Raw genomic sequence first — 20781 nt, 5'->3', positions numbered from 1 at the left:
CTGATGATACCGTGCATGCGCCCCGGGGTACGGTACGGTGCACCCTTTGCGCCAAGCCCGATAATCGTCGGCCATGAACCCCTTGCTCTCGCGCCTGCAGCCCTACCCCTTCGAGCGGCTGCGCAAGCTCTTTGCCGACATCACCCCCAACCCCGCCCTGCGCCCCATCAGCCTGGGCATCGGCGAGCCCAAGCACGCCGCGCCCGATTTCCTGAAACAGGCCCTGGCCGCCTCGCTCGACACCGGATTGAGCAGCTACCCCGCCACGGCGGGCACGCCGGCGCTGCGCGAGGCCTGTGCCGCCTGGGTGCAGCGGCGCTACGGCGTGGCGCTGGACGCGGCCACCCAGGTGCTGCCCGTCAATGGCTCGCGCGAGGCGCTGTTCGCGTTCGCGCAGACCGTGATCGACCCGACGCGCCCGGGCGCCACCGTGGTGATGCCCAACCCGTTCTATCAAATCTACGAAGGCGCGGCCTTCCTGGGCGGTGCCGAGCCGCACTACGTGGCCTGCGACCCCGCGCGCAACTTCGCGGCCGACTGGGACAGCGTGCCCGAGGCGGTCTGGGCGCGCACGCAACTGCTGTTCGTGTGCTCGCCCGGCAACCCCGCTGGGGCCGTGATGCCGCTGGACGAATGGCAGCGCCTGTTCGAGCTGAGCGACCGCCACGGCTTCGTGATCGCCTCCGACGAGTGCTACAGCGAGATCTACTTCCGCGACGACGCCCCGCTGGGCGGCCTGGAAGCCGCGCAACGCCTGGGCCGCACCGACTTCCGCCGCCTGATGATGTTCACCAGCCTGTCCAAGCGCAGCAACGTGCCGGGCCTGCGCAGCGGCTTCGTGGCGGGCGACGCCTCGCTGATCAAGCCCTTCCTGCTCTACCGCACCTACCACGGTGGCGCCATGAGCCCGGTGGTGCAGGCGGCCAGCGTGGCGGCCTGGGGCGATGAAGACCACGTCGTGGACAACCGGCGCCAGTACCGCGAGAAATTCGCCCAGGTCACGCCGCTGCTGGCCCAGGTGCTCGACGTGGCCCTGCCCGACGCCTCCTTTTACCTGTGGGCCGCCGTGCCAGCCTCGTTTGCCGACGCCGCGGCCGGCCTCAGCGCCGACGAGGCTTTCGCCCGCGAGCTGCTGGCTCAATACAATGTGACGGTGCTGCCCGGCAGCTACCTGGCCCGCGAGGTCGGCGGCGTGAACCCGGGCACCGGCCGCGTGCGCATGGCCCTGGTGGCCGAACCCGCCGAATGCCTGGAAGCCGCCGGGCGCATCCAGGCCTTCCTGTCGCGCCGCGCCTGACGCGGCGCCCTCCCGCTTTCTCTCCTTTTCTTCACCCTTGCTCCTCTGAGACCATGACCCAACAACTGCAAACCCTGATCGACAACGCCTGGGACAACCGTGCCGAACTCTCCCCCGCCTCCGCTCCCAAGGAAGTGGTGGACGCGGTGGAGCATGTGATCTCCGAGCTCAACAACGGCAAGCTGCGCGTGCGCACGCGCGAAGGCGTGGGCCAGTGGACGGTGCACCAGTGGATCAAGAAGGCCGTGCTGCTCTCCTTCCGCCTGAAGGACAACGAAGTCATGCGCGCCGGCGACCTCGGCTTCTTCGACAAGGTCAAGACCAAGTTCGCCCACCTGAGCGAAGCCGAGATGAAGGCCACCGGCGTGCGTGTGGTGCCGCCGGCCGTGGCCCGCCGCGGCAGCTACATCGCCAAGGGCGCGATCCTCATGCCCAGCTACGTGAACATCGGCGCCTACGTGGACGAGAACACCATGGTCGACACCTGGGCCACGGTGGGCTCCTGCGCGCAGATCGGCAAGAACGTGCACCTCTCGGGCGGCGTGGGCATCGGCGGCGTGCTGGAGCCGCTGCAGGCCGGCCCCACCATCATCGAAGACAACTGCTTCATCGGCGCCCGCTCCGAAGTCGTCGAAGGCGTGGTGATCGAGGAGAACTCGGTCATCTCCATGGGCGTGTACATCGGCCAGAGCACCCCGATCTACGACCGCGCCACGGGCGAGGTGAGCTACGGCCGCGTGCCGGCCGGCTCGGTCGTGATCAGCGGCAACCTGCCCAAGGACGGCGGCAAGTACAGCCTGTACGCGGCGATCATCGTCAAGCGCGTGGATGCGCAGACCCGCGCCAAGACCAGCCTGAACGACCTCCTGCGCGATTGAGGCGGCAGCGGCGGCCCGGAGCAACCCACAGGGAGATGGCATGAGCAGCGGAACGATGGAGCGCATCCTGCGCCTGATGGCCGACAAGAAGGCCTCGGACGTGTACCTGACGGCGCACGCGCCGGCCATGATCAAGATCAACGGCCAGACCATCCCCGTCAACAGCCAGGTGCTGCCGCCGGAGGCGCCGCGCAACCTGCTGGCCGAGATCGTGCCGCCCACCCGCATGGAAGAGCTGCAGGAAACCGGCGAGCTCAACATGGCCGTGCCGCTGGAGAACCTGGGCAACTTCCGCGTCAGCGCGTTCCGCCAGCGCGGCCACGTCGCGGTGGTGATCCGCTTCGTGTCGAGCGAGATCCCCCCGCTGGACTCGCTCAACGTGGCGCCGGTGCTGGCCGATCTCATCATGGAAAAACGCGGGCTCATGCTCATGGTCGGCGCCACCGGCGCGGGCAAGAGCACCACGCTGGCGGCCATGATCGACCACCGCAACGAGCGCGCCACGGGCCACATCCTGACGATCGAAGACCCGATCGAATACGTCTACCGCAACAAGAAGTCGGTGGTGAACCAGCGCGAGATCGGGCCTGACACCGCCTCGCTCCAGGTCGCCCTGAAGAACGCCTTGCGCCAGGCGCCGGACGTGATCCTGATCGGCGAGATCCGCGACCGCGAGACCATGTCGGCCGCCATTTCCTACGCGCAGTCAGGCCACCTGTGCCTGGCGACGCTGCACGCCAGCAACAGCTACCAGGCGCTCAACCGCATCCTGAGCTTCTACCCGGTCGAGGTGCGCCCCACGTTGTTGGGCGACCTGGCCGCCGCGCTGCGTGCCATCGTCTCGCAACGCCTGCTGCGCACCCACACCGGTGGGCGCGTGCCGGCGACGGAGGTGATGCTCAACACCTCGCTGATTGCCGACCTGATCCAGAAGGCCGACTTTTCGGGTGTGCGCGAAGCCATGGAGAAGTCGCTGGCCGAAGGCTCGCAAAGCTTCGAGCAGGACCTGGCCCGCCTGATCAACGATGGCCTGGTCGCGCGCAACGAGGGCCTGGCCCACGCCGATTCGCCCAACAACCTGCTCTGGCGCCTGCAGAACGACTTCAACGCCACCAAGGCGAGCGAAGCCGCGCAGGCCAGCGAAGAGGACGGGGGCGACAGCGCCACCTTCACCGAGTTCACGCTCGACGTCAAATTCTGATCCGATGACCGATACCCTGCGCCTGACCGAAGCCCTGATCGCCTGCCCCTCCGTCACCCCCCGCGACGAAGGTTGCCAGGCGCTGATCGGCGCGCGGCTGGCGCGGCTGGGCTTCGCGTGCGAGACCATCGAGAGCGGCCCGGCCGACTTTCGTGTGACCAACCTCTGGGCCCGCCTGGGCCAGGGCCGGCGGCCCACCCTGGTGTTCGCCGGCCACACCGACGTGGTGCCCACCGGCCCGCTGACCGCCTGGGCCAGCGACCCCTTCGTGCCCAGCCACCGCGACGGCAAGCTGTTCGGCCGGGGCACGGCCGACATGAAGACCTCGCTGGCGGCCATGGTTGTGGCCTGCGAAGAGTTCGTGGCCGCGAACCCGGCGCCCGCCATCGACGTGGCCTTCCTGCTCACCAGCGACGAGGAAGGCCCGGCGCTGGACGGCACGGTGATCGTCTGCAATGCCCTCCAACAGCGCGGCGAGCGGCTGGACTGGTGCATCGTGGGTGAGCCGACCTCGGTCGAGCGCACCGGCGACATGATCAAGAACGGGCGCCGCGGGACCATGAGCGGCAAGCTCACCGTCAAGGGCATCCAGGGCCACATCGCCTACCCCCACCTGGCGAAGAACCCGATCCACCTCGCCGCCCCCGCGCTGGCCGAACTCGCGGCCACCGTGTGGGACGGTGGCAATGAATTCTTCCCGCCCACCAGCTGGCAGATCAGCAACATCCATGGCGGCACCGGCGCGAGCAATGTGATCCCGGGCACGGTGGTGATCGATTTCAATTTCCGTTTCTCCACCGAGTCCACGCCCGAGGGCCTTCAGCAGCGGGTCGGCGAGCTGCTGCAGCGCCACGGCCTGCAGCCCGGCGCCGACTTCGACCTCGACTGGACGCTCGGAGGCCGGCCCTTCCTCACGCCACCGGGCACGCTGGTCGATGCGGTGCGCGCGGCCATCCACGACGAGGTCGGCGTGCGCACCACGCTGTCCACCACCGGCGGCACCAGCGATGGCCGCTTCATCGCGCAGGTCTGCCCGCAGGTGATCGAGCTGGGCCCGCCCAATGCCACCATCCACAAGATCGACGAGCACGTGGCCGTGGCCGACATCGAACCGCTCAAGAACATCTACCGCCGCACGCTGGAGCATCTCGACGCCCAGGCCCGTGCGCCTGCTTGAGCCCACCGTGAACCTGAACGAACTCCTCATCCAAGCCCGTCAACGCCTGGAGGCCGCGCAGCTGGCCTATGGCCATGGCACGACCAACGCCCAGGACGAGGCCGCCTGGCTGGTGCTCTGGCAACTCGGCCTGCCGCTGGACAGCGACCTGGAAACCCTGGCCAGGCGCCGCGTGACGGCCGAAGAACAATCCGCCGTGCTGGCCCTGATCCAGCGCCGCATCGACACGCGCGAACCCGCGGCCTACCTCACCGGCGAGGCCTGGCTGCAGGGCGTGCCGTTCTACGTGGACCGGCGGGCCATCGTGCCACGCAGCTTCATCGCCGAACTGCTGGCCGAAGGGTCGATCGACCCCTGGCTGGACGAGCGGTCCCGCGATGTGCTCGACCTGTGCACCGGCAACGGCAGCCTGGCCGTGCTCGCCGCCATGGCCTACCCCGATGTGCGCGTCACCGGCGCCGACATTTCGCCCGATGCGCTGGCCGTGGCCCGCATCAACGTCGATCGGCATGGGCTGCAGCACCGCATCCGGCTGGTCGAGTCCGATGGGCTGGCCGCCTGCCGCGGCCCCTGGGACCTGATCCTGTGCAACCCACCCTACGTGAGCGCGCAGAGCATCGCCACGCTGCCGCCCGAGTACCTGGCCGAGCCCGGTCTGGCGCTCGACGGCAACACGGCCGGCAGCCGCGACGGCATGGACTTCGTGCGCGCCCTGCTGCGCGGCGCGGCCCGCTGCCTGAAACCCGACGGTGTGCTGGTGCTTGAGATCGGCAACGAACGCGAGCACTTCGAAGCGGCCTTCCCTCAGCTCGAAGCCATCTGGCTCGAAACCAGCGCAGGCGACGACCAGGTCCTGCTGCTCACCCTTGAATCCCTTTTGGCGCTGCCCATCTCGCAGGCGCCCGCTCCATGATCACTTTGAAGAATGTTGTCCTTCGCCGCGGGGCGAAGGTCTTGCTCGATGGCGCCTCCTGCACCATCAACCCGGGAGAAAAAGTCGGCCTGGTGGGCCGCAACGGCGCCGGCAAGTCCAGCCTGTTCCGCCTGCTCGATGGCACGCTGCACGAAGACAAGGGGGACTTCGTACGTGCCCCCGCAATGGCGCATGGCGCAGGTCGCGCAGGACATGCCCGAGACCGACATGTCCGCCACGCAGTTCGTCATCGAAGGCGACTCCACGCTGCTGAAAGCCCAGCAGGAAGTGACTGCCGCCGAAGACAGCGGTGACGGCGAGCGCATGGCCCACGCCTACATGGCCTTGCACGATGCCGGCGCGCACGACGCGCCCGCGCGCGCGCAGGCCCTGATCCTCGGCCTGGGTTTTCGCACCGACGAACTCGAGCGCCCGGTCGACAGCTTCTCCGGCGGCTGGCGCATGCGCCTGCAGCTCGCGCGCGCCCTCATGTGCCCCAGCGAGCTGCTGCTGCTCGACGAACCCACCAACCACCTGGACCTCGATGCCCTGGTCTGGCTCGAAGCCTGGCTCAAGCGCTACGACGGCACCCTGCTCGTGATCAGCCACGACCGCGAGTTCCTCGACGCCATCACCAACGTCACCGTGCACATCGAGCGCGCGCTGCTCAACCGCTATGGCGGCAACTACAGCCGCTTCGAGGACATGCGCGCCGAGCAGATGGCGCTGCAGGCCACGTCGTACGCGCGCCAGCAGGAGAAGATGGCCCACCTGCAGAAGTTCATCGACCGCTTCAAGGCCAAGGCCAGCAAGGCCAAGCAGGCGCAGAGCCGGGTCAAGGCGCTGGAGCGCATGGAGAAGATCGGGCCGGTGCTGGCCGAGGCCGACTTCAACTTCGAGTTCAGCGAACCGCAGAACCTGCCCAACCCCATGCTGGCCATGGAAGGCGTCACCTTCGGCTACCCGCCGCGCGAGCCCGGCGGCGAGCCGGTGGCCATCGTGCGCGGCATCAGCCGCTCGGTGCTGGCCGGCCAGCGCATCGGCATCCTGGGCGCCAACGGCCAGGGCAAGTCCACGGTGGTCAAGACCATCGCCCGCGATCTGCAGGCGCTGGCGGGCCAGATCACCGAAGGCAAGGGCCTCAACATCGGCTACTTCGCCCAGCAGGAACTCGACGTGCTGCGCCCCGCCGACACCCCGCTGGAGCACATGATCCGCCTGGTGCGCGACTGCACCGCGCAAGGGCGCCTGAGCGGACAGCCCACGCGCGAGCAGGACCTGCGCAGCTTCCTGGGCAACTTCAACTTCACGGGCGACCAGGTCAAGCAGAGCGTGGGCAGCATGAGCGGCGGCGAGAAGGCGCGGCTGGTGCTGTGCATGATCGTCTGGCAGCGCCCCAACCTGCTGCTGCTCGACGAGCCCACCAACCACCTGGACCTGGCCACACGCGAAGCCCTGTCCGTGGCGCTCAATGAGTTCGAAGGCACCGTCATGCTGGTCAGCCACGATCGTGCCCTGCTGCGCGCCGTGTGCGACGAGTTCTGGCTGGTCTCGCGCGGAGGCATCGAACCCTTCGATGGCGACCTCGACGACTACCAGCGCTACCTGCTCGACGTCGCCAAACAATCGCGCGAGGCGCAACGCCAGGAGCAGCGTGGGCAGTCGCGCAGCCCCGCGCCGCCGCCCGCAGCCGCTCCGGTGGCTGCCCCCAAGGCGTCCGAGCCCGCTCGCACGCCGGAACAGAAGCGCCAGGACGCGCAGCGCCGCCAGCAGGTGGCCGAAAAGACCAAGCCCTTGAAGAAGGAGCTCGAACAGACCGAGAAGCGCATGGCGCAACTCGCCCAGGAGAAAACGCGCCTGGAAGCCGCCATGAGCCAGCCCGCCAGCCCGACCGACATCGCCGAATCGGGCCGCCGCCTCAAGGCCGTGAACGACGAGAACGACACGCTGGAGGCGCGCTGGCTGGAACTGCACGAGGCGATCGAGGCGGCGGCAGGCGCCTGAGCCGGGCGGGACAACCCTGTAGACCCTGGCGGGAGGCCCTGGAGTATCCTGTGCAGGCCGGTCAAGCGGACCGGCCTTTCTCACACAAACCAGGAGGGTCCCTCAACATGATGTCCATTCTCGGCACGCTTTTCATCGGTCTCATTGCCGGCTTCATTGCCCGCGCGCTCAAGCCCGGCGACGATGGCATGGGCTGGATCATGACCGCCATCCTCGGTGTGGCAGGCGCCTTCGTCGCCGGCTACCTGGGCTCCGCGCTCGGCTTCTACCAACAGGGCGAACCGGTAGGCTTCATCGCCTCCGTCATCGGTGCGATCCTGCTGCTGGTGATCTACGGCCTCTTCAAGAAGAAGTGAACCTCACCGGCCCATCGCGGCTGGCATGCCCCCCCACGTCTCCACCACCGGATCTGGCACGGTCGTCGGGTGTGGAGGCCGTGGCTGGGAGACTCAAAAGTGCGTTTGGGCCATGAAAACAAGCGCCTGAATCCCGAATAGGAGCGCTTCATTCTCCTGTGACTGCTGTGCGCATGGCCTGCGATATGGTTCGCAGCCATTCGCCCCATGCCCCAGCGTCCAGTGCCCCTCCTCCTCGCCGCTCCCACCCCGTTTCCCCGTTCCATCCCCGTTTCCACTTTCGCCCGCGGCCTACGACTGGCACTCGTGCTCGCCGGCATCTGGGCTGTCTTGCAGGGCCCTGCCTGGGCCCAGCAGCCCCCTTCTCCCCCAGCTGAGAACACCGACGCCTGGCGCACCGTGCAACTGCCTTTGCGGCAGCTCACGGGCAACCGCCTGACGCTTCGGGGCGCGCACAGCGAGCAACGCATCCATCTGGGCGTGCGGCTCGATGAAATGGTGGTGCGCGCCCGCCTGAACCTCGCAGTCACGCCCTCCCCGGCCCTGCTGCCCACCCTGTCCACCTTCAGGTCCGCCTCAACGACAAGCTGTTGTCCGTCGTTCCCATTCGCGCGGACCACGCGGGTGAGCGGATCGTGCGGACCATCGAGCTCGACCCGCGTCTGTTCGTGGACGACAACTGGCTCAGCCTGCGCCTGGTCGGGCACTACACCCTGGCGTGCGAAGACCCGCTGCACAACAGCCTGTGGGCCGAAGTGGATGTGGACGCGACGGGCTTCGAACTCGCGATCCGACCGCTCGCCCTGGAAGACGAGCTGGCCCTGTTTCCCGCGCCCTGGTTCGATCGCCGTGGCGCCGGCCGTGTCGAGGTGCCCATGGTTCTCGGGCCCCAGCCGGGCCACGACCGCCTGAGCACCGCGTCCATCATCGCCTCGTGGCTGGGCTCGCTCGCGGGGGAGCGCGGCGCGGTCTTCCCGGTGCGGCGCGACCGCCTGCCCAATCGCCATGCCATCGTGCTGGTCAGCCCGCAACAACCAGGCCCCGAAGGCCTTGAACTGCCCGAGGCACTGGGCCCCACGGTGCGGCTGATGCGCCATCCGAAACTGCCCCACGTCAAACTGCTGGTGCTGCAAGGGCGCAACGAGCAGGAGCTCCGCACGGCGGCCCTGGGCCTGATCCTCGGCCGCCAGGCCATGAGCGGGAGCACGGCCCTGGTTCACGAGCTGGCGCCGATCCCCGTCCGCCCGCCCTATGACGCGCCCAACTGGGTCGCCACGGACAAGCCCGTGCGCCTGGGGGAGCTGGTGCCGGAGCGCGCCGCGCTCCAGCTCCAGGGCGCCCATCCCGACGCCGTGCGGGTGCGCTGGCGCACGCCGCCGGATCTCTGGCAAGGCCCCGGCCGCAGCGCGCTGCTGAACCTGCGCTACCACACCGCCGTGCCCGCGCCAACGGACAACGCGCTCATGAGCCTGGCGCTCAACGACAGCTTCGTGCGCGCCTGGCGCCTGGCCGCCGCTTCTTCCTCAGACGCCCTGGGCGGGCTGGGCCGATGGCTGGGCAACGCGGACGAGGCGTCGGGGTCGGTGCGCGTGAAGCTGCCCGAGTTCCAGCCACGACAAAGCAACACGCTCGAAGTGCAACTGCCACTGGGCATGAAGCCCCAGGCCGGCGACTGCGCCTGGCGCGCCGAGTCCACCCGGGCCTCGGTGGACGCCGAGTCCACGCTGGATTTCTCGGCACTGCCGCATTTTCTGCAGATGCCCGATCTGGCGGCTTTCGCGGGATCGGGCTTTCCCTTCACGCGGTACGCGGATCTGGCACAAACCGCCATCGTGCTGCCCTCACAACCCGACGACCACGAGATCGAGACCCTGCTGGCGGTGATGGGCAGTTTCGGCCGCTGGACCGGCACGCCCGCCTGGCACTTCGAGATCACCACGCCCGACAGGCTTGAACAGGTCCATGACCGCGACCTCCTGCTGATCGGTGGGCCGCAGTTGCACACCTTGCTCAAGCGTTGGCAGAAGGGCCCGATGCTTGCGCTCGACGCCCATCGCAGGGACACGCGCGGTCCGGCCACTCAGGTGGCCGGCTGGCGATCCTGGCTGCACCCTGCCCGCGAAGGCGCCGACACGCCGGCGAGCCCATCGCTGGCCCCACTCCAGGTGGAGGCACCTGGCAGCCTGGCGGTGATCGCCGGCTTTGAGTCGCCCCTGCAGGCCGGCCGATCGGTGGTGGCCTTGAGCAGCGACCAGACCCGGGGCCTGAACTGGATATCGGCCGCCCTGCTCGAGTCCGCGCAAGCGGCACAGATTCAGGGGGGCTCACCGTGGTTCGCGAGCAGGAGGTGCGGTCCTATGAGGGTGCGTCCGTCTATCACACCGGCCAGCTTCCCTGGGCGGCACGCATGTCCCTGTTCCTGTCCATGCATCCGTGGCTGGCGGCCGCGGCCCTGGCCCTGGCATTGGGCCTGCTGGTATGGGCGGCCCGCATCCGCCTCAAGCTGTACGCCGCGCGGCGCCTCAAGACCACCAGGGTGACACCGACCGAGCCATGACACCACCGACATGGCCCATCCGGCTTCTCCGATTCACCCGCTGGGGCCGCGGCGCAACAGGCGCCCTGGCCTTGGCGATCGCGGGCCTTCCCGGGATGTCGCAGGCCGCCCCCTGTGCCGACTGGCCCTTGTGGGAGTCCTTTCGCAAGACGCTACATCAGCCTGGATGCGCGGGTGCAGGACCTTGACTTGCCACACAAGCCCACGGTCTCGGAAGGACAGGCGTACGCGCTGTTCTTCGCCCTGGTCGCGGGTGACCGACAGCAGTTCTCGAGCTTGCTCGAGTGGACCCGGAACAACCTGGCCCGAGGCAACCTGCACCAGTTCGCCCCCGGCTGGCATTGGGGACGGTCGGCCTCGGGCCAGTGGGAGCTGCTGGACAGCAACCCCGCCAGCGACGCCGACCTGTGGCTGGCCTACACCCTGCTGGCGGCAGGCCGGCTCTGGCACGACGAGGCCTACACGCGGCTGGGACAAAGCCTCGCCGCCCGCCTGCTGCGGGACGCCAGCGCCGTGTTGCCCGCCTTGGGGCGCAGCCTGCTGCCCGCTCCGATCGGTTTTCAACTTGGACCCGACCGATGGCGCCTCAACCCAAGCTACGCCCCGGTGCCCTTGCTCCGGGGCCTGTCCGCCCTCACGGGCCAGCACGAATGGTTGGAGATGGTCGAACCCACCCTGCGCCTGATGGTGGAATCCGCGCCGCACGGCATCTCGCCCGAATGGGCGATCTGGGATGCGCGCAGCGGGTGGCACGCCGACGCACAAACCGACGGGATGGGCAGCTACAACGCGATCCGCACGTACCTCTGGACGGGCCTGTCCCGCAACGACCCCGCTTTCGAACGGCTCGCGCTGGCATTCCTTCCCTGGTTGCATTGGGTGGGTCAAAACGGCCATGCCCCGGAAGCACTCAACGCGGCCACCGGCGTCAGCACGGAACAGACGCCCCGGGAGGGTCCTGCGGGGTTCGATGTCGCGGCGCTGGTGTTGGCCGACAGCCTGGGCTTCACCACCCTGAAGCGGCACTTGCAGACGAGGATCGACGCCAGCCTGTCGCGCCAGTCGCCCGGCTACTACAGCCATGCGCTGGCCCTCTTCGGGCTGGGCTGGATGGAGGGTCGCTACCGGTTCACGCCCCAAGGAGCATTGCTCCTGCCCGACAGCGCATGCGAGCCACGGGGGCGGTGATGCGTGTGGCCCTCGTCCTGCTGGTGTGGGGCCTGTGGCTGCCTGGATCTCACGCGAAAGCAACGGCCGATGCGCCCGAGGTGCGGCAGTTGCTCGAGAGCGCCCAGTATTGGGCCGAACGCCAGCGGCCGGACCTGGTTCGCCAGCTGATGCGCAAGCTGCTGGCCATCCAGCCGCGCCACCCCAAGGCGCTGGAGACCCTGGGCTTGGCGGCCAACCCTGGCTCACCACCGCGAAGCGGCGCGCTGGCGCCCGCCAACTCACCGGTGCCAACGCCTTCCACCCGAGCCAGAACGACACGGCCCGCGCCATCAGCGCTCGCACTGGCAAGGGCCGCGCGAACACCCATCGCGCAGCCTGCACAAGCCGTGGTCGCCGATGTGCCGCCTGCCGCCCTGCCCGAGGCGCCCGCCGACGCAGGTATTCCCCGGGTCGAGGTGGGTGAAGCATGGGTGGAAGAAGAACCGCCCGCCCGCGCTGAACCGGACCTTCAAGCGGTGTGGGAGGCCCTGGACCAGCGCCGCGCCGCGGACGGGGTGCGGCTCGGACGGGCGCTCAGCGAACGGTATCCCGAACGCCCCGATGTCTCCCGCGCCCTCGCCTTGGCGCTGCGGGATGCAGGCTTGCGCGGCGAGGCGCGCCTGGGCCTCGAACAGGCCGTGCGGCAATCGCTGGAGGCACCGGCCTCTCTCCAATGGGTGGCCCGGGAATCCCGAAACGCCTTGCAGGCATTGGACGCACGCCGACAACCCGAAGTGCGCAGCGGGACTGACCTGGGTGTACAAGCCCGGCGATGAGGCCGTCTCGCGCCTGGACTCCCGGGTCGCGAGCCTGCGGGTGCGCCAGCCTTGGGGCGATCACGGCCATTGGTTCGGGCAGCTTGACTCGATCCGGCTGGAAGCCGGACGGGCGGACGCCGCACAGCTCATCCGCTCGGGCGACTGGGGCAGCGCCGCCTTGCGGCAACCACCGAGTCCAGGCAGAACTCCCATGCACGCCCATGCCCAGGGCCGCGCCCTGACGGTCGGCTACGACGCCGACCGGTGGCGCGCCGACATCGGCACCACGCCGCTCGGCTTTGAGTTCGCCGGCCTTGCCGCGGGCCTGGACCTGAAGGGCCGCGTGGGCTCGGCGGACTGGGGCGTCTCGCTGGCCCACCGCCCCGTCACGGGAAGCCTGCTGTCCTACGGCGGCCAACGCGACCTGTTTTCGGGCATCCGCTGGGGTGCGGTGCGCCGAACGTCGGCGCTTCTGCAATTCGCGACCACCTGGAGGGGGCTGGAGCCTTTTGCCCAACTCGAATGGGCGACCTACCGCGGGCACGAGGTTCTGCCCAACCGCGAGCAAGCGGCCGCCATGGGCGTGGACTGGGCCCTGAGCCGTGGCGCGGACCACTACCTGGCCGTGGGTCCGGTGCTTCGCCTGCGCGCCTTCGACAACAACCAGAACCACTACAGCGTGGGTCATGGTGGCTACTACAGCCCCCAACGCAGCACCACGGTGAGCGTTCCGGTGCAGGCGGCGATGCGCGGCACCGATCTTTCCTGGGTGGTTCGCGTGGCGCCGTCCTGGAGCCAGTCGAGCACCACGAGCGCGCCGCGCTTCCCCACGCGAGCCGACCTTCAGGCCCAGGCCGCCGCACAGGGCCAAGGCACGTATGGCGGCAGCCGTGGGCCGGGTGCCGGCTGGGCATTGCAAAGCACATGGGAGTACCGCATGAACGCACACTGGACAACCGGTTTTCGGGTGGCGGCCGAGCGCTCACCCGACTACGCCAAAGAGCAGGTTCACCTCTACCTGCGATGGCACGAGAAACCCCAGCGCGGTCCCGTGCCCCTGTGGCCTTCAACGGTGATGCCCCATGCTGGCGTTTGAACCTTTTCCCCGCGCCGCCCATCGTCTGCCCACCCACTGGCGCCTGAGCCTGTGGGTGCTGCGTCCCCGGGCTCTCGCGGCCCTGCTGCGCTGGACCGGCGCCATGTTGTCGGGGCCCGAGCGTGCCGCGCTGAAAGCGCTGCAGGAGCCCAGCAAGCCCGTGACCGGGTACCAGCCTGCGCGCCTGGCTGCCGCGCGCAGGCGCCTCCCAGCCGGCCGCAAGGCCGCCGAGCACCCCTGGATGGCCCATCCGCCCGAGCTGGCCTGGCGGGCCGCGACCTGCCTGGGGCTGCTCATCCTGATGGCGATGGTGCTCACACCCACCTCGAACGCGCAGCAATGCCTGCTGGGGGGTGCCTTGCTGGCCGTGGCCGGGCTGTGCGCCAGCGCGCCCAGGGGTTCCGATGACCGCTCACAGGTGCTGCTTCTCATGGGGATTTCCGTGCTGCTCGCGGGCCGATACGCCTGGTGGCGGGTCACGCAAACCCTGCAGTTCAATGGTGTCGCGGAAACCGTGATCGGCCTGTTGCTGCTCATGGCCGAGGTCTACTACTGGCTGGTGCTGCTGCTCAGCCACGCGCAGGCGGCTTGGCCCCTCCGGCGCGCGAAAGCACCGGTCCACCGGCCCGCGGCCGAACTGCCGCATGTGGACGTCTTCATCCCCACCTACAACGAGCCGCTGCACGTGGTGCGTCCCACCTTGCTGGCGGCTCAGAACCTGGACTGGCCGGCCGACAAGCTGCACATCCACCTGCTCGACGACGGCCGGCGCGACGAATTCGCGGCCTTCGCCCGCGCCGTGGGCGTGAACTACGTGCGCCGCACGGACAACCGCCATGCCAAAGCCGGCAACATCAACCACGCACTGGGGCGGACATCGGGCGAATTCGTCGCCATCTTCGACTGCGACCACATCCCGGTGCGGGACTTCCTGCGCGCCACCATGGGTTGGCTGGTCGACAAGCCCGACTGCGCCATGGTGCAGACGCCGCATCACCTGTTCTCACAAGACCCCATGGAGCGCAACACGCGCCTGGAACGTGGCATCCCCAACGAAGGAAAACTCTTCTACGGACCCGTGCAGAGCGGCAATGACCTCTGGAACGCCACCTTCTTCTGCGGGTCGTGCGCGGTCCTGCGCCGCAGCGCCCTGGAGGCCATCGGCGGGATCGCGGTGGAGACCGTCACCGAAGACGCGCACACCGCGCTGAAACTGCATCGCCTGGGCTACACGACCACCTACCTCCCGCGCATCCTCGCCGCAGGGCTCGCCACGGAGAGTCTCGCCGGCCACATCGGACAGCGCATCCGCTGGGCGCGGGGCATGGCCCAGATATTCCGGCTCGACAACCCCCTGCGAGGCAGGGGGCTCACCCTGATGCAGCGCCTGTGCTACTGCAACGCCATGCTGCAGTTCTTCAATGGATTGCCTCGTCTGATCCTGTTGACCGCACCCATCGCCTACCTCGTGTTCGGCCTGCAGTTGCTCGATGCCGCCGTGCCGACCCTGATGGCCTACCTGCTGCCGCACCTGTTGATGGGAAAGATCTTCGAGAAGCGGGTGATGGGACCGTTTCGCGCCTCCTCCTGGGGCAGCGTGTACGAAACCGTGCTCGCCTGGTACATCATGCGCCCCACCCTTGTGGCGCTCATCGCGCCGCGCCTGGGCCGCTTCAATGTCACGGCCAAAGGCGGCCGCATCGAACACGAGTTCTTCGACTGGCACATCGCCACGCCCTACGTCGTTCTCATCTCGGTCAACCTGCTCGCCTTGCTGTTCGGCGTGGCCAGCCTGATGCAGAGCGCCCGGCTCGACAGCACCGCGGTGTCCCTGAACATGGGGTGGGCGGTGTTCAACCTCCTGCTGCTGGGCGTCGCGGTGCGCGTGGCCACCGAGACCCGCCAGGTCCGAAGCGCACCACGGATCCGGCTCGCCCACCGCCTGCCGGCCCGTTTGCAGGTGAACGGCGCTTCGCCACTCCACGCCAGCCTGGTCGATTTCTCGCTCGAAGGCGTGGGACTGGAGATCTTGGCCGCTCTGCCCTGTCAACCGGGCCAGGCTTGCCATGTGCACCTGCACGACGGACGGGCCTGGCACGCATTCCCCGCGATCATTTCCCGCCTTCGCGGCACCTCGCTGGGCGTCCAGATCGATCCGCTCGACGTCGCCGAGCAACGCAAGCTCATGGCCTGCACCTTCTCGCGCCCCGACCTTTGGCGCCGACAGTCCGCGCTGCGCCACCGCGACCGTCCCGGGTGGGAGCTGTGGCAGTTGCTGCGCACCGGCGTGAACGGCTACGCCCCGCTGCACGGCCGCTCCAGCAAGACGCTGCTGCAACTGGCGGACCGCGCGATGTACCACGCCAAGAACTCCGCAAGGGCTCCGTGCACGAGTTCATCCAGCAGCACCCTCAAGTCCCCTTGCGCTTCGACACCGGGTTCGACGTGCTTCCTTCCGAGGATTGAGGCATGAGCACCCAGCCCTGCTCACCCGAAATCCTGTGGGTGGACCCGACGCCATTGCCACATGCGATGCACGCGGAGGGCTGGCCTGTCCGTGTCGCGCGTGACGAAGACGAGGCCTTGCAGCTCCTGCGCCGCCCGAGCCTTGGCCTGGCGGTGATCGCGGCCGACCACCGCATGCTGCGGCGCATGGCGTCCAGGCTGTCGCACAACGACCAGACGCGCCATGGCCATCTGGTCCGTCTGCTGATCACCGATGGGCATGACCCACGAGCCGATTTCGCGGCAATCAACGAGACATCGGTGTTCCGAATCCTGCAAAAGCCCCTGGAGCCCCACACAACGGACCAACACCTTCGTGCGGCGATGGACCTGTACACCAGACGGCGTCTGGAATCGCTGCGATGCGAGGACGGTGGTACGGGCTTGCGCGATGCACTCGCCTTCCTTGCCCACGAAATCAACACCCCGCTGTCCCTGATCCAGGGCTACACCCATGCGATGACCCATCGCTTGGGCGCCTTCTCCACGGAACCGGCTCCCACGGGCGCCGTGAGACAGGCGCTGGAAGTCACCGAACGAAGTGCAAGGCATTGCCAGTCCCTGATGACGTGGCTCGCGGAAACGGCCCAAAACGCGTGTATCCGTGGGGAATCGGCCCCCAGCTCGGCCTCCGGGCGGGTGTGGGTGATGCTGGAAGGCTATCCCTTTGTGGGCGAGGAGCGCGACTGGATCTCGATCGACGTCGGGCACGATTTCCCGCTTCCTTCGAAGGCCGGGTTGTTGCATCTGGTGCTCTGCACCCTGATGCGCACGGCGCTGAGCGCCTTGCAGGGCATGGCACAGCCACGCCTGCGAATCACCGTGGGTCTTCACGAAGGCGAGGCCTGCATTCGCCTATCGCACAACGGAAGGCGTCCACCCGCCGAGGCCCTGGATGCGCTGGCCGCCAGCCGCTCCCAGGGTTCGGGAGGTCTTGGCATGGGCCTGGTGCTCTGTCAACGCGTGATGCGAAGCCTGCAGGGCGACTTCCGGATCACCCTGGCGCCCAACGAAGACACCACGGCCATCTTGCACTTCGATGAGACGGCGACCGATCGCGCGGAGACAAGAAAAAGGGGCTTAGCCCTGCGGCTAAGCCCCTAGATCTTTGGTAGGACGTGGCAGGCTCGAACTGCCGACCAACGGATTAAAAGTCCGCTGCTCTACCAACTGAGCTAACGTCCCATCAAAAATGGTCTGGCTGCCGTGGGGCAACCGCTGAAAAACGGTGGTGGGGCGTGAGTGACTCGAACACTCGACCTACGGATTAAGAGTCCGCTGCTCTACCAACTGAGCTAACGCCCCCGAAGGGATTCTGCGTGAATGCCAGTGACCTGCACTGGATTCGAGTCTTGTCGACTGCTGCGCCAAGCCTCAAATTATAGCGTGGTTGTTACGGGTCTTTGAAGATGCCGCGTTTTTTTTGCGTCAGCGGCCAGTGTATTCATCACCCAGCCTGCGGCGCACAGGCCAAATGTGGCGGTCACGCTCACGGCCGAACCATAGCCGTGGCAATTGAGCGAGCCATCGTTGTCGTCCAGCCCGCAGGATGCATCCGGCGGTGCCACCGCCTCCCGGCTGAACACGCAGGCCACTCCCATCCGGCCGGTGCGTGAGCCGCCATGTTGCTTGCGCAACCGGTAGCGCAGCTGGGCCAGCAAGGGGTCGTGCGTGGTGTCGGCCAGGTCGGCCACCTCCACGGCCTGGGCCAGGCGTTTGCCCCCCGCAGCGCCCACCGTCACGAAGGGCACACCCTGAGACACCGACCAATCCGCCAGCGTGGTCTTGGCGCGCACCTGGTCGCAGGCATCGATCAGCGCGGACAGTTGCCCCGCGCCCTGAGGCAGTGCCTCCAGCAGGCCGGGCCAGTTGTCCGGTGTCACGAACTCGTCGATCACATCGACCACACAGTCGGGGTGGAAGAGCGCGATGCGTTCGCGCATGGCGTCGGCCTTGGCTTGCCCCAGCGTGGGCTCCAGCGCGTGGATCTGGCGGTTGATGTTGGACTCGGACACGTGGTCCAGGTCGATCAGCGTGAGCCGCCGGACGCCGCTGCGCGCCAGTGCTTCGACCGCCCAGGACCCCACCCCGCCGATGCCGACCACCGCCACATGGGCATCGAAGATGCGCTGCGCGCCTTCAACGCCATACAGGCGCCGAAGCCCGCCGAAGCGGCGTTCGAACACCTCGGGCGTGAGGGCGCTCACTCGCGGTCCAGCAGCCACATCTGGAAGCGGAAACCGCCGATGGCGCCGAGCACGATGCCGGTGACGGCGATCATGCTGAGGAAGCTCAGGGTGGACAGGCCTGACAGACCCTGCCCCACGGTACAGCCCAGGGCGGTCACGCCACCCACCCCCATGCAGGCCGCGCCCGCGATGTGCAATGCGGTGTCCTGCGTGCTGCGAAAGCCTTCCCAGCGGAAGCTGCCTTCGATCAAGGCACAGGCGAGCGAGCCCACGACCACGCCCGCGACGGTGACCACGCCGAAGGTGAGCAACTTGGACGTGTCGCTGAAGAAGATGATCCAGTCCAGCGTGTAGGCCATCGGCGCGGTGAAGGTGAGCGACTCCATGCGCCCCGAGTTGGAGGCCAGGTAGACCGCATCGAGCGTCTCGGGGTGTTCGGCCACGAAGCCCAGGTGGCCGCTGACCCACCACATGGCCACGATCACCAGGCCAATGCCCAGGCCCCCCAGCACATTGTTGAAGCTGCGGAACTCGGTGCCGAGCAGCGCCCACACCACCAGCGCGCCCCCCACCAGCACCGCCAGCAACAGGCCGGCGAGCGCGGGCTCCATGCCCAGCCCGCTGGACACCCACATGGGAATGGCGCCACCGGCAGGGATGTCGAAAGCCACCTTGTCCACCGTGTTGACGCGCAGCACGGCCAGCACCCCCCGCAGGGTCGCGAAGGCGGCAAAACCCATCACGAAGAAGACGACCAGGGACTTCAGGCTGCCCGCGCCAATGCGCACCAGCGTCTTGCTGCCGCATCCCGAGGCCAGCACCATGCCGAAACCGAACAGCGCGCCGCCCACCAGGGCCGAGAGCCAGATGATCCGGCCGGAGGTGTAGATGGATTTGCCCGCGTCGATCCAGCCCAGCCACGCCATGCCGTAGAAGCCGAGCACGGCCACGCCGACGGCCATGCCCCACATGCGCATGCGGGTCCAATCGCCCATGTTGACGATGTCGCTGATCGCGCCCATGGTGCAGAAATGGGTGCGCTGGGCGATGAAGCCAAAGGCCACGGCCACGGCGAAGGCAGCCCAGAGAACCTGGGTCTGCAGTTTGAGAAAGTCGGCAATTTCCATGGCCGCCATTGTAGGAGGCGGCCAACTCCCTCACCCGGCGAAGGCCACGGCACCGCGCTGGTGCCGTGTGCCCTGCGCCTCAGCGCAGGCGCGCGAGGCGTTCGCGGCCAGCCGCGGCGGCTTCCGAGTTCGGATGCGCCTTCACCAGATCCTCGAGCGTCTTGCGCGAGCCCTTGGTGTCCTTGAGTTCGATCTGGCTGTTGGCCATGGCCAGCATGGCTTCGGGCGTGCGCATGTGGGTCGGGAACTCGGTCACCAGGCGGCGGTGGGTGTCCACCGCTTCCTTGTAGGCACGGCTCGCGTACTGCGCGTTGCCCAGCCAGTACAGCACCGAAGGCCGGTAGCCGCTGGCGGGATAGCGCACCAGGAAGGCGTTGTACGCGCTCGCCGCCGGGCCGAACTCGGATTTGCGCAGCAGGTCCATGGCGGCATCGAAGTCGCGCTTTTCGTTGGGTGCGACCGTGAAGCTCTGGCCATCGTGATCGATGCGCAGCGGCTCCACCTTGCGCAAGCGCTCGTCCACGCCCGCCTGCACGTCCTTCTGCTGGCGCTGCAACTCCGACACTTCGCGGGCCAGTTGCTCGTTCTGCCCGCGCATGCGGGCGAGCTCGGCGCGCAACTGCTCGATCTGGTTGGAGAGTTCGAGCAGGCTGCGGCGGGTGGCCGCGTTGCTTTCGCGAGCCTCGGTTTTGGCGGCTTCGTCGGCCTGCTGGTTGGCATCGACCTTCTGGCGCAATTCGATGATGGCCCGGCGGGCTTCATCGTCGCCAAACAGGGCGTGTGCCTGCAGCGGCCACAACGCGGCCGCCGCCAGGGAGCCCGCACCCAGCAGGCTGGAGGCAAAACGCAAGCGGGTCACCATGGGGCTCAACGGTAGGTCAGTTCAACGCGGCGGTTCTTGCTGAACGCCGCTTCGTCAAAACCGGTCTGAGCGGGCTTCTCTTCGCCGAAGCTCACGGCTTCCATCTGGGTCTCGGGCACGCCCAGCAGCGACAGGGCGCGGCGCACGGATTCGGCGCGCTTCTGACCCAGGGCCAGGTTGTACTCACGGCCGCCGCGCTCGTCGGTGTGGCCTTCGAGGTTCACGCGGCGCGTGCGGTTGGCGTTGAGGTAGCGCGCATTGGCTTCCAGCGTGGCGGCCGACTCGGCCTTCACTTCGAAGCTGTCGTAGTCGAAGTAGATCACGCGGCTCAGGGCGTTCGGCTGGGCCGAGTCCGCACCATTGACCGACACGCCCGAAACACCACGCGGATCCACCGCGCCCGATTGGCCCCCCGTGCCACCGGCACCGGCGGCCGAACCCGTGCGGTCTTCCACCGGCACGTTGTCGAGCTTCACGCCGGAGCTGCAGGCCGCCAGGGCTGCCACCAGGCTGATACCGGCGATCAGGCGCAGCCAGCGGCCCGAGGTGCGAGGAAACGAGTTGGCGGAAGTGTTGTTGTTGGACATGGGAAATTCCTTTGGGAGATAGAAAAGAAGCTGGATGGACGATAGCGGACGCGGCTCAGACTCGC

15 protein-coding genes, 2 tRNA genes and 2 pseudogenes are annotated in these 20781 nt (G+C 68.2%); 13 read left to right on the top strand and 6 right to left on the bottom strand.

Translation table 11 applies throughout. The annotated features are described in order from the left end of the window. Positions 1–73: 73 nt before the first annotated feature. The 13 genes and pseudogenes from dapC to ACFJGX_RS16980 all read left to right on the top strand — a co-directional run bounded on the left by dapC (position 74) and on the right by ACFJGX_RS16980 (position 17055). Positions 74–1297, top strand: coding sequence for a succinyldiaminopimelate transaminase (dapC, locus tag ACFJGX_RS17040; RefSeq protein ID WP_382324963.1), 1224 nt, complete (start codon positions 74–76; stop codon positions 1295–1297). A gap of 53 nt (positions 1298–1350) precedes the next feature. Continuing rightward, positions 1351–2175: a 2,3,4,5-tetrahydropyridine-2,6-dicarboxylate N-succinyltransferase gene (dapD, locus tag ACFJGX_RS17035; protein ID WP_382324965.1), complete on the top strand. Its 825-nt coding sequence runs from the start codon at positions 1351–1353 to the stop codon at positions 2173–2175. Between the two features lie 40 nt (positions 2176–2215). Continuing rightward, on the top strand, positions 2216–3376 hold the full coding sequence (locus ACFJGX_RS17030) for a PilT/PilU family type 4a pilus ATPase (protein ID WP_291121522.1): 1161 nt from the start codon (positions 2216–2218) through the stop codon (positions 3374–3376). A gap of 4 nt (positions 3377–3380) precedes the next feature. Beyond that, positions 3381–4553, top strand: coding sequence for a succinyl-diaminopimelate desuccinylase (gene dapE, locus ACFJGX_RS17025; protein ID WP_382326622.1), 1173 nt, complete (start codon positions 3381–3383; stop codon positions 4551–4553). Between the two features lie 7 nt (positions 4554–4560). Beyond that, the gene (gene prmB, locus ACFJGX_RS17020; RefSeq protein ID WP_382326620.1) at positions 4561–5466 is read left to right on the top strand and encodes a 50S ribosomal protein L3 N(5)-glutamine methyltransferase; all 906 of its coding nucleotides are present in this window, start codon (positions 4561–4563) and stop codon (positions 5464–5466) included. Further along, positions 5463–7470, top strand: a pseudogene (locus tag ACFJGX_RS17015) (ABC-F family ATP-binding cassette domain-containing protein). The gene prmB and the pseudogene ACFJGX_RS17015 overlap by 4 nt, the downstream one beginning before the upstream one ends. A gap of 107 nt (positions 7471–7577) precedes the next feature. Then, a complete protein-coding gene (locus tag ACFJGX_RS17010; protein WP_382157725.1) occupies positions 7578–7826 on the top strand; it encodes a GlsB/YeaQ/YmgE family stress response membrane protein in 249 nt (82 codons plus the stop codon). Between the two features lie 207 nt (positions 7827–8033). Then, positions 8034–10366 (top strand): annotated as a pseudogene (gene bcsB, locus ACFJGX_RS17005) (cellulose biosynthesis cyclic di-GMP-binding regulatory protein BcsB). 206 nt (positions 10367–10572) lie between these two features. Further along, complete coding sequence (bcsZ, locus tag ACFJGX_RS17000; protein ID WP_382326618.1) at positions 10573–11571, top strand: cellulose synthase complex periplasmic endoglucanase BcsZ; 999 nt, start codon at positions 10573–10575, stop codon at positions 11569–11571. Positions 11572–11660: 89 nt separating this feature from the next. Beyond that, positions 11661–12368 (top strand): hypothetical protein, encoded by a 708-nt coding sequence (locus tag ACFJGX_RS16995; protein WP_382326616.1) that lies wholly within the window; start codon positions 11661–11663, stop codon positions 12366–12368. Continuing rightward, entirely contained in the window at positions 12349–13446 is a 1098-nt protein-coding gene (locus ACFJGX_RS16990) for a cellulose synthase subunit BcsC-related outer membrane protein (protein WP_382326614.1), read from the top strand. Before ACFJGX_RS16995 ends, ACFJGX_RS16990 begins: the two co-directional genes overlap by 20 nt. After that, on the top strand, positions 13433–15919 hold the full coding sequence (gene bcsA / locus ACFJGX_RS16985; RefSeq protein ID WP_382326612.1) for a UDP-forming cellulose synthase catalytic subunit: 2487 nt from the start codon (positions 13433–13435) through the stop codon (positions 15917–15919). Before ACFJGX_RS16990 ends, bcsA begins: the two co-directional genes overlap by 14 nt. Continuing rightward, complete coding sequence (locus tag ACFJGX_RS16980; protein WP_382324977.1) at positions 15916–17055, top strand: ATP-binding protein; 1140 nt, start codon at positions 15916–15918, stop codon at positions 17053–17055. The genes bcsA and ACFJGX_RS16980 overlap by 4 nt, the downstream gene beginning before the upstream one ends. Before the next feature lie 5 nt (positions 17056–17060). Here ACFJGX_RS16980 and ACFJGX_RS16975 read toward each other — a convergent pair. The 6 genes from ACFJGX_RS16975 to pal form a co-directional block, all read right to left on the bottom strand. Further along, positions 17061–17136: transfer RNA gene (locus tag ACFJGX_RS16975), tRNA-Lys, on the bottom strand. A gap of 44 nt (positions 17137–17180) precedes the next feature. Next, positions 17181–17256: transfer RNA gene (locus ACFJGX_RS16970), tRNA-Lys, on the bottom strand. Positions 17257–17330: 74 nt separating this feature from the next. After that, a complete protein-coding gene (locus tag ACFJGX_RS16965) occupies positions 17331–18158 on the bottom strand; it encodes a ThiF family adenylyltransferase (RefSeq protein ID WP_382324979.1) in 828 nt (275 codons plus the stop codon). After that, positions 18155–19267, bottom strand: coding sequence for a YeeE/YedE family protein (locus ACFJGX_RS16960; RefSeq protein WP_382324981.1), 1113 nt, complete (start codon positions 19265–19267; stop codon positions 18155–18157). Before ACFJGX_RS16960 ends, ACFJGX_RS16965 begins: the two co-directional genes overlap by 4 nt. A gap of 79 nt (positions 19268–19346) precedes the next feature. Further along, the gene (gene ybgF, locus ACFJGX_RS16955) at positions 19347–20129 is read right to left on the bottom strand and encodes a tol-pal system protein YbgF (protein ID WP_382157718.1); all 783 of its coding nucleotides are present in this window, start codon (positions 20127–20129) and stop codon (positions 19347–19349) included. A gap of 5 nt (positions 20130–20134) precedes the next feature. After that, on the bottom strand, positions 20135–20716 hold the full coding sequence (gene pal, locus ACFJGX_RS16950; protein WP_382324985.1) for a peptidoglycan-associated lipoprotein Pal: 582 nt from the start codon (positions 20714–20716) through the stop codon (positions 20135–20137). Positions 20717–20781: the final 65 nt, after the last annotated feature.

This window comes from Hydrogenophaga sp. UC242_50, from assembly GCF_042697355.1.
GTDB lineage: Bacteria > Pseudomonadota > Gammaproteobacteria > Burkholderiales > Burkholderiaceae_C > Hydrogenophaga.
The sequence above is the reverse complement of the archived record's forward strand: the minus strand, read 5'-3'. Positions and strand labels throughout refer to the sequence as shown.